Source organism: Treponema ruminis (assembly GCF_014201975.1).
Classification (GTDB): domain Bacteria; phylum Spirochaetota; class Spirochaetia; order Treponematales; family Treponemataceae; genus Treponema_D; species Treponema_D ruminis.
This window is the reverse complement of record NZ_JACHFQ010000007.1, coordinates 232,778-242,619: the sequence shown is the minus strand read 5'-3', so window position 1 is coordinate 242,619 and position 9,842 is coordinate 232,778. Positions and strand designations below refer to the sequence as shown.

The window sequence follows — 9,842 nt, the reverse complement described above, 5'->3', positions numbered from 1 at the left end:
GATGACTGGATTGATTATTACAACACAGAACGTTATCAGTGGCAGTTGGCTAAACTTTCTCCAGATGAATACTACAAATATTTCACTACTGGTATATATCCTCTAAAGAAAGAAAATCCAACTGATATTTGAAAATTTTCTTCGGATTTTTTAATCCCTTCTTCTTATGTGTCCTTGACAAGGGGTACAATTCAATTGCTAACGCGAAGAACTTGCTTCGGATGAATCTTGGCACTCCAGAGCAAATTGCTCAAGCAGTTTGTCTTCCACTTGACCAGGTGCTGGCACTCAAAGATGAATTGAAATCGGAAAGTTGAAAGCTGAAAATCGCTAACTTCTGATTCGCTTTTCACACACAACCCGCTTGTACGACAGCTTGTCGTGTATGCGGATTGTGCTTTTTTTATGACTTTGCCGCCATTTTCATAATTATTTTTTGAATTTTTCTGACTTTTTTCCTTTTGCATTGCCGAAAATCGAATTTTTTTGGCAATTAATATGTGTAGAAAGAAAAAGGCTGAGATGCCGTGAAAGCTACACATATTAATCCAAAAGGAGCCATTATGAAAAACACAAATACACTTCGTCCTTCACCGACAGCCCTGCTCGATCCAAAATGCGACAGTTCGTTTAAGGCCATGTTCGCCGCCGACACCGAGGATTCCAACAAGGCACTGAAAGACTTTATCTCCACAATCCTGAACAGAAATGTCGTTGACCTGGAGCTAATGCCCAACGAGCCAGCATCAGAAGTGAAGGATCAAAATCAGATGAGTTTTGATGTCAGCGTCAAATTTGATGATGGGGAAAGAATTGATCTTGAGATGCAGTCCAGGAGCCAGGACTATGATTATTCTGCACGCGCAGAGATTCAGGCGGCACGACTTTTAAGTTCATCCAACCGTAAAGGCGACAACTGGAAAACGCCCCCGGCCTATCAGATTTCCGTGCTGAATTTTCACTTCAATAATGATGACTTTTCGCCACTTGAATGGTATACTATGAAGAGGTCAGACGGAAAGGAACTGGCAGGAAAGTTAAATGTCATTTTCTTCGACCTCATAAAAATCCACAAGCTTTTTGGAAAGCCACCAGAAAAACTTACAAAACTTGAAAAATGGGGACTCTTTCTTTCTTATGCCAGCGATGAAAATAAGAAAGACTACATCGAAAGCATCATAAAAAGCGAGGAAGGCCTTATGCGAGCAAAATCATCACTTTTGACCGTAAGCCAGGATGAAATCAACTGGGCAATAGAGAATTCCATTCATACGGCAATCTGCGACTATAACACGGCCATTCTGAACGCAGAGGAAGAAGGTGAACGAAAGAACGCCATTGCCAGCGCGAAGAACTTGCTCATTGAAACCGATTTATCCCCAGAGAAAATTGCAAAATGTTGTTCCTTGCCACTGGAACAGGTACTGGCACTCAAGGACGAGCTTAAAGCTGAAAATCGCTAACTTCTGATTCGCTTTTCACACACAGCCCGTTAGAGCAAAGTATACGCTGCTTTTCGGGCTGTGTTTGATGAATACTAAGGGAAAACAAATTTCACATTTACATTTTCCAGTGTCTTTAGTTTGACGGATACAAAGATTCACAAAGTCAGTTCGGAAGATTACCTGCGGTGTGTCTTTGAGCGCGCTCCATACTGCGAGACATCAGAAGACTGGGAAAAACTCCTCCCATGGAACATCGAAATTACCCCATGCCAGCCCCGCGGACAGTGGCTCCCGGATAATCCAGAAAATTAAGAAATGGCATTCTATTTTAAGAGCTGGAATGCTCTTTTTCCCGGCTTCGTTTGGCGGATAAAACTGTTTTGAGGAATTTGTCGCCTTTCTTATAATTTTTTTTGTAATTTTCTGACTTTTTTCCAATTGCATTGCCGAAAACGCAAAAATTTTGGCAATTAATATGTGTAAGGAAAAAGAGCTTACACACATTTATTCAAAAGGAGTCTTTATGAAAAAGAAAACAAAGGCAATCAAGAAGAACCGAATGAGGGTAAAGGATAAGACGGCAAAAACAGTAAACTTGCCGGGCATTGACGCAACGAAAAGAACATTTCGTGACACTCTCTTCCGCTCGATTTACAGCGGAAAAGATGACAGGAGTAAGCGCTGGCTTCTCTCGCTTTACAACGCCCTTAGTGACAAAAACTACACCGACATTTCAGCATTGGAAATCACCACAATTGATGATGTCATCTACGTCACAATGAAGAATGACTTATCCTTCCTGATAAACTCGGAGATGCATCTTTTCGAGCAGCAGTCCACGGTCAATCCCAACATGCCGCTCAGAGGACTGATTTACTTCTCCCAGCTTTACCAGAAGGAAGTCGCCAAGCGTAATCTGGACATTTTCGGCCGGGCGCGGATCAAAATTCCTTCGCCAAAGTTTGTGGTCTTTTACAACGGAAAGCAGGAACAGGATGACATCGTAAAGTACAGGCTTTCCGATTTGTTCGAAGTCACTGACAGTTCTGGAGAGTTCGAGTGGACGGCAACCGTAATCAACATCAACAAAAATCACAACGAAAGTCTTCAAAAAAAGTGCGAGTCGTTGTATCATTACTGTGTCTTCGTTGACCGCGTAAAGGCGAACCTCGACAAGAGAATGGAGCCGGAAGACGCAATCAACGAAGCCGTGGACTTTGCCATAAAGGGTAATTTTCTAGAGGGATATTTCAAGGAGCAGCGGATGAACATTGTCGGAAACCTTCTCACAGAATTCAATCAGGAAGACTATGACCGCAACCGCCGTGCCGAAGGATTTGAAGACGGCGTGGAGTATGGTGAACGACAGAACGCAATTTCCAACGCGAAGAACTTTCTCATTGAAACCGATTTATCCCCAGAGAAAATTGCAAAATGTTGTTCCTTGCCACTTGAACAGGTGCTTGCCCTCAAGGACGAGCTTAAAGCTGAAAATCTCTAGCACCTGATTCGCTTTTCACACACAGCCCGCTAGAGCAAAGTATACGCTGCTTTTCGGGCTGTGTTTGATGAATACTAAGGGAAAACAAATTTCACATTTACATTTTCCAGTGTCTTTAGTTTGACGGATACAAAGATTCACAAAGTCAGTCCGGAAGATTACCTGCGGTGTGTCTTTGAGCGCGCTCCATACTGCGAGACATCAGAAGACTGGGAAAAACTCCTCCCATGGAACATCGAAATTACCCCATACCAGCCCCGCGGACAGTGGCTCCCGGATAATCCAGAAAATTAAGAAATGGCATTCTATTTTAAGAGCTGGAATGCTCTTTTTCCCGGCTTCGTTTGACGGATAAAACTGTTTTGAGGAATTTATCGCCTTTCTTATAATTTTTTTTGTAATTTTCTGACTTTCTTTCATTTGCATTACCGAAAACATCGACATCCATGTCGTGACAAGAATTTTGCAAGCAAAATTCTTGCAGGCTTTATTTGCTCTTTTGCCACATCCGTGTGGCAGTTTTTTTTGTAATTTTCTGACTTTTTGCCTTTTGCATTGCCGAAAACGAAAAAATTTTGGCAATAAATATGTGTAAGGAAAAAGAGCTTACACACATTTATTCAAAAGGAGTCTTTATGAAAAAGAAAACAAAGGCAATCAAGAAGAATCGAATGAGAGTAAAGGTTAGGACGGCAAAAACAGTAAACTTGCCAGGCATTGATGCGACAAAAAGAACATTTCGTGACACTCTATTCCGCTCGATTTACAGCGGCAAGGATGACCGGAGCAAACGCTGGCTTTTGTCATTGTATAACGCGCTTAGTGACAAAAACTACACCGACATTTCCGCGCTTGAAATCACCACGATTGATGACGTCATCTACGTCACCATGAAGAATGACCTGTCCTTCCTGATAAACTCGGAGATGCACCTCTTTGAGCAGCAGTCTACTGTCAATCCAAACATGCCGCTCAGAGGACTGATTTACTTCTCCCAGCTTTATCAGAAGGAAGTCGCCAAACGGAATCTGGACATTTTCGGCCGGGCAAGAATCAAGATTCCTTCCCCTAAGTTTGTTGTCTTCTACAACGGAAAGCAGGAACAGGATGACATCGTAAAATACAGGCTTTCCGATTTGTTCGAAGTCACTGACAGTTCTGGTGAGTTCGAATGGACGGCAACCGTAATCAACATCAACAAAAATCACAACGAAAGTCTTCAAAAAAAGTGCGAGTCGTTGTATCATTACTGTGTCTTCGTTGACCGGGTAAAGGCGAATCTGGACAAGAGAATGGAGCCGGAAGACGCAATCAACGAAGCCGTGGACTTTGCCATCAAGGGCAATTTTCTAGAGGGCTATTTTAAGGAGCAGCGGATGAACATTGTCGGAAACCTTCTCACAGAATTCAATCAGGAAGACTATGACCGTAACCGCCGTGCCGAAGGCTACGAAGATGGCTATGACGACGGCGTAGTTTATGGCAAAAAGCTTGGTCGAAGTGAAGGTGAACGACAAAACGCCATTTCCAACGCGAAGAACTTTCTCATTGAAACCGATTTATCCCCAGAGAAAATTGCAAAATGTTGTTCCCTGCCCTTGGACCAAGTGCTGGCACTCAAAGACGAGCTGAAAGCTTAAAATCGCTAACTTCTGATTCGCTTCCCAAACACAGCCCGTTAGAGCAAAGTATACGCTGCTTTTCGGACTGTGTTTTTGTTTAAAGGACTTCGTTTGCAGTTACTTTGCTTACAACTGGGCATCTTATTATAGAATTTTTTCTATCATAGCTTCATACCAAAATTTCCCATTTGACTGCCTTCCATTATTTAGTGGCAATACTAACAAGTTAGAATAATCCTTTTCAAGTCTGAATTTATCAATATAATACTTTTTTCCATGAAGAGCCCTATGAATTTTAATTGCTTCATTTAGATAATAGTCCCTTACTTTCTTATTTGTAAGTTTTTCTATACTTTTTTCGATTTCAAAATTTTTAAAAAATTTATTCTTTGATTTATTCTCTGCAATTGTATCAAATTTTGATAGATAATCCTTAATAACTTCTCTTTTATTTTCTAAAGTTGAATTCATCGCGACCATTGTTTTCATTTCTAAAAATATCCAACGCTAATTTACCGCCAGAAGGTAAACCATACTCAACTTCCGCTCCAGCGCCAAATAAAAATGCTATTTTCTTTTTGCCATCGTTACTCATTATTATCACTCTTCTCAATATTAAAAAAAAAGTAGCTTATCAAGCTACTGCAATCTCCGCTCTGCCACTCCATGAAAAAAATCTTAATAAAATCTTTTTCATAGGATGACGGATATTAAATATCTAATTAATACTTAATTTCACATAAGGGAGGAAGCCCAAATAATTGAACTTCCTCCCTTTGTTTAGGGTTACACACACCCCACGGCTTGGCCGTGAAGTGTAGTTTTTATTGACTAAAAGATAAACTAGAATTATTTAACATCAATAGTTGTTGATACTTCAAGACCATTGACATTTGTTACTGTAATTCTAATCTGGTTACCCTTAGCTGCTGTTGCATCCTTTACAATCTTAAGGTCAATAGATTTACCATCTGAACCTACTGAAGCAGATACTTTTCCAGCCTTAAGAACACTGTTTTCGCCAAGATCAGTGGCTTTACCAGACCCCTTAACACCAGTTGCAGAAACTGACTTCAAATATGCTGTCATTGGAATATTGACAGTTTTTGCATCCGTAGTAATTGGGGTTTCGTTAAATTCGTCTGTTGGTGTTGTAATACCAAGTGTAATTGTCGGGAAGATAACAGCATTTTCTGTAACCTTGACCGCATCCGAATAGATGTCAACATTATCAACTGTTTGAACAAGTTTGTAGTATGAATCTTTAGCATAGTCGAATTCATTCGCACCAGCATTTACAGAAATACATGGAGTCAACTTTCGAATAGCAAAGTCTGCAATTTCTGCATATTTTGAACCAGCTTTCTTCTGAACATCGTCAACATAATAAATATTATGTGAAGCAAGCTTAAATTCAATAACATCGCCTGAACCATTTTTTACTGGTTCCCACTTATCAGAATCAGGAACTGCACTTACAACCTTGCGGTACAATTTATATGTTCCGTAATCAGCAGAAGTTTTTGAGATGTTTGCATTAAATGAGAATGTAAGATTCTGACCGTTAGCTGTATCTGCAGTATCAATCAATGTCAATGCAAGTGGAGATGCTGTAGCTGCCTCAGTTTTAGCAATTACTTTGTCAAGTTTAACTTCATTGCCAGTTCCCGCGAAAGTTAATGAAGTATAGTGCTTAGTTGTTGAGTCATTAACATAGCCAAAAGCCTTACCAGCAACATCTTTCAAAGCAACTTTCTTTCCTTCAGCATTGAATACGATTGGGTAAACATTGCTTCCAGATGGGAATGCGAATGTTGGTTTAATTGTGAGAACTTTGCCAGCTGGTACAGCAGTAGAAACATAAGTGTTAGCTTTTACAACATCATCCTTTGTTGCCCAGTTTGCATCGCTTGTAGCAAGCTCAGCAGTAAATCCTGTAACATCCTCGTTGAACTCGAGAACGATTGAGCTTGTGTTAGACTTCATGAACTCATCGAAATCTGTTGTTGCAGAGTTCTTTCCAGCTTTTACAACATAGAGGTTCTCATACTTAGCATCTGCTGCTTCTGTTTCGATAGCAATGTATTTCTTTTGGGCAGGAATAATAGAAGTATAACCAGTATCAGCATTAGATTTAACAATTTTGTTACCAAGTGTATACTCAGTACCGCCATCAACCCAAGCATAGTTTTTGTCGCCAGCAACACCTGCTGTAGTTTCTTTAGTAACAAATGCATTTGAGTCGTAGCGTACAATCTCTGTATCACCTGAACCTGTTACAGCCTTGAGTGAGAGTAAATATTTCTCATCGTTTACAAGTGCCTTGCTGCCTTCTGCCAAAGAAACAGTGATAACTTTTTTAGCCTCTGCTGTAGCATCAGCTGCTGCCTTAGCAACATTTACCTTGTACAATGTCTGCTCAAGGTCTTTCTGACCAACGTTGTACTGGTCATAAAGCTCAGCTGTCCATGTAGCACCAGTTACATCCTGATCGAATGTGAATGTTACACTGTCTGTAGGCTTGATTTTTGTAACAGTAGCGTCGTTTTTTCCACCAGCGATAGAAGCTTTCTGTGTGTAGAGACTAGAAGCTACCATCTTGTAAGTTGTTTTTGTAACTTTGTAGCCAGTTTTGAGTGTTTCTTCTGGGGTTGTAGCTGATGGTTTCTTTTCTCCGTAGTAAGCTTTCTCACCATTTGTAGCAGTTACAATACCTGAAAGCTCAACATCTTTATCATCATCAAGTTTTGCAAGTGGGATGTAAACAACAGCACCCTTGATGTAGTTAACTACAGGATTGTCAACTTTGAGATTTGATTTAGCAACATCTTTTGTGAATGTTACTTCAATCCATTTAGCAGCGTCTGCATAAACAGCACGTGAAGCATTTACACCCTCTGGGAGAGCGTCAACAATCTTTACACCAGCGTGTTTGAACTCTTTACCGAGAGTGAAGTCTGCTACAAACTGTTTAGTTGTAGAAGCTTTAACATCTCCAGACTTGCGGAAGTTTGTCTCGCCAGTAGCACCAACAACATCTGTTGTAGCAAGTTTTACAGCATAGTAGCCGTAGTTCTCGAAGTCACCGTTCTTAGCTTCTACTGTGAGGACAGAGCCGTCAAGAGAAAGTTTAGCATCTTTTACCTCAGCTGTAGATGTAGCTGCGTCAGTAACTGTTGCAGAATAGTAAACTTTGAAGTTTTTCTCCAAGTCAGCAGCAGGGATTGCCTTGAGTGCCTTAGAGAATGTTGCTGTAAACTTAGAGTCAGAAACTTTTGCAAGTGTTACATCGATATAGTTGTCGAAGTAAACTTTGAGACCGCTAAACTTGTCAACACCATCTGCACCTGTTGTTGTATTATCAGAATTTGTCTTCCAGTATTTGATAGTTGTTGTTTCGTCTTTAGCAACACCAGTAACTGTGAAAATAACAGCACCATCATCGCTATCAACTTTGTCCCAGAACTTGGTTGGTGTGAGTGTGAGTGTTGTACCGTCCTCACTCCAAGTCTTGGTGAAGTTGTTTGCAAGATCACTTCCACTTGTTTTAGCAACTTTTGCACTTACAGAAGCTGTGCTCATTGGTTTAGAGAATGTGACTACAACTGGAGCTGAGAGTGCAAGAAGTTTGTCATTCTTAGAAGATTCTGTGATAGAAACGAAGATGTTTGTATCAAAGCAAGCCTGGAATTCTGCGTTGAGGAGCTCTTTTGTTCCGTCTTTTGCAAGAACTTCGAGTTTAATCTTGCCACCTTCAGTAGCAGCTGGAGTCCAAACACCGTCATTTGCTTTTACTGTAACTTTCTTTGCATCTGTAGCGTCGATTGTTACTGTATAGTTTTTATCAGTAACATCCTGGAATCCAGAACCCCCGAGAGAAACACGTGAAATCTCTTTGTTGAACTCGAATGTGATGTCATCTTTTACGCTGATGAGCGCTGCATCGTTGTTCTTGAGGAGGTTTGTGTTTACAACCCAGATTTTTTCGAGCTGAGCGAAGAGCATAATGTCAAGGCCAGCAACGTTCAAACAATTTGGATCAATTGTGAATGAACCAAGAGTAGCAGAAGAGTTGTTGAGGATTTCTGCTGCATTTGTATGATATTTAGGTGAAGTTGTCGCATTGTTACCTGTGCCAGTTGTCACTGTAGGACCAACGTCTGTTGAGAAGTAAGCAGTAACATCACCAGCTTTGTCTGTGAATCCTTCAACAGAAAGTCCGAGTGTTACGCCAGAAGGAAGTTTCTCAAATGAGAAGTTTCCGTTCTCGTCTGTCTCAGCCTTATATGTGTAGTTAGAATAGCCAGTACCGCGGTTATATGTAACAGTTACCTTAGTTCCCTTGCTTGGTGTGTAAGTTGTAGCATTGAAAACTTCAGCTGTTGCTGGAGAAGGGTTGAGTTTGAGTGTACCCTTCAAAGAAGCATTCAACGGAATGAGCTTAGCGCTTGCCCATGTTGAGCTGTATGTTGTGCCAAGCTCTGAATAAAGCTTCTGGATTTCCTTGAGGGCACCAGCAACAGTTGTCATTGTAGCTGATTTGTCCTCTGTATCTCTAAGAGTAGCACCAATTACATCACCAGTACTTGCAAGAGCAGTAGATGTACCAACAGCCTTTGCATATTCCTCGAGGATTTTTGCATATTCATTTCTCAAAGCAGAAAGACGTGCATCCTCGATTCCACCGATGTTCTCAGCAGAAGTAACATAGATACCATCTACAAGACCAGAAATGTATCCGTCCTTTGTTACGCTTAATGTATAGGCATAACTAAGACTAGTTGTAGGTGCTGTAGCTGCACCTGGTTCAAGCTTAGAGTCAGCAGCAGTAGTAATAGTAGTAGTAGAACCAGTAGTAGTAGTAGTACTAGAACCACTACCAATACCTGTCTGGATAGCTTTTACTTTTGGATCGTTGACATCAACGTTCTCAAGTACGAATTCACCGCCGCGGTTTGTTGAAGCGGTTTTATTGCCGAGTGTGACTGTTGCGCCTTCAACAGGTTCACCCCTGTTGTCAAGAACAACACCAACGATAGCTCCACGTGCATGCTCAGAAGCGCTGCGTGCACCTGAATCGTCATCATCATCGCTGCTACAAGCCATGAAAGATGTAGCTGCGAGAAGCATGGTTGCGACAGAAATTAATCGCAATAGTTTTTTCATAAAATTCTCCTTTTTTACGAAAACTTTTTTTAATCCCTAACAGAGACTTCGTGACAGTTTAAGTTTGAATACAGAGAAAAACATGCGTGTTGTACTCATTTTCTAAAA

8 protein-coding genes are annotated in these 9,842 nt (G+C 40.9%); 5 read left to right on the top strand and 3 right to left on the bottom strand.

What is annotated here, in order from left to right:
• Positions 1–563: 563 nt before the first annotated feature.
• The 5 genes from HNP76_RS12185 to HNP76_RS12165 all read left to right on the top strand — a co-directional run bounded on the left by HNP76_RS12185 (position 564) and on the right by HNP76_RS12165 (position 4,586).
• Entirely contained in the window at positions 564–1,463 is a 900-nt protein-coding gene (locus tag HNP76_RS12185; protein ID WP_184660897.1) for a PD-(D/E)XK nuclease family transposase, read from the top strand.
• Between the two features lie 120 nt (positions 1,464–1,583).
• A complete protein-coding gene (locus HNP76_RS12180; protein WP_184660895.1) occupies positions 1,584–1,757 on the top strand; it encodes a transposase domain-containing protein in 174 nt (57 codons plus the stop codon).
• A 211-nt stretch (positions 1,758–1,968) separates the two neighbouring features.
• A complete protein-coding gene (locus HNP76_RS12175; protein ID WP_184660893.1) occupies positions 1,969–2,946 on the top strand; it encodes a hypothetical protein in 978 nt (325 codons plus the stop codon).
• 120 nt (positions 2,947–3,066) lie between these two features.
• A complete protein-coding gene (locus HNP76_RS12170) occupies positions 3,067–3,240 on the top strand; it encodes a transposase domain-containing protein (RefSeq protein ID WP_184660891.1) in 174 nt (57 codons plus the stop codon).
• A gap of 341 nt (positions 3,241–3,581) precedes the next feature.
• On the top strand, positions 3,582–4,586 hold the full coding sequence (locus HNP76_RS12165) for a hypothetical protein (RefSeq protein ID WP_184660889.1): 1,005 nt from the start codon (positions 3,582–3,584) through the stop codon (positions 4,584–4,586).
• Between the two features lie 126 nt (positions 4,587–4,712).
• Here HNP76_RS12165 and HNP76_RS12160 read toward each other — a convergent pair whose 3' ends face one another.
• The 3 genes from HNP76_RS12160 to HNP76_RS12150 all read right to left on the bottom strand — a co-directional run bounded on the left by HNP76_RS12160 (position 4,713) and on the right by HNP76_RS12150 (position 9,734).
• Positions 4,713–5,039, bottom strand: coding sequence for a hypothetical protein (locus HNP76_RS12160; RefSeq protein ID WP_184660887.1), 327 nt, complete (start codon positions 5,037–5,039; stop codon positions 4,713–4,715).
• Positions 5,017–5,163, bottom strand: a complete 147-nt coding sequence (locus HNP76_RS12155; RefSeq protein ID WP_184660927.1) for a hypothetical protein — start codon at positions 5,161–5,163, stop codon at positions 5,017–5,019. Before HNP76_RS12155 ends, HNP76_RS12160 begins: the two co-directional genes overlap by 23 nt.
• A 254-nt stretch (positions 5,164–5,417) precedes the next feature.
• Positions 5,418–9,734, bottom strand: a complete 4,317-nt coding sequence (locus HNP76_RS12150; protein WP_184660885.1) for a carboxypeptidase-like regulatory domain-containing protein — start codon at positions 9,732–9,734, stop codon at positions 5,418–5,420.
• Positions 9,735–9,842: the final 108 nt, after the last annotated feature.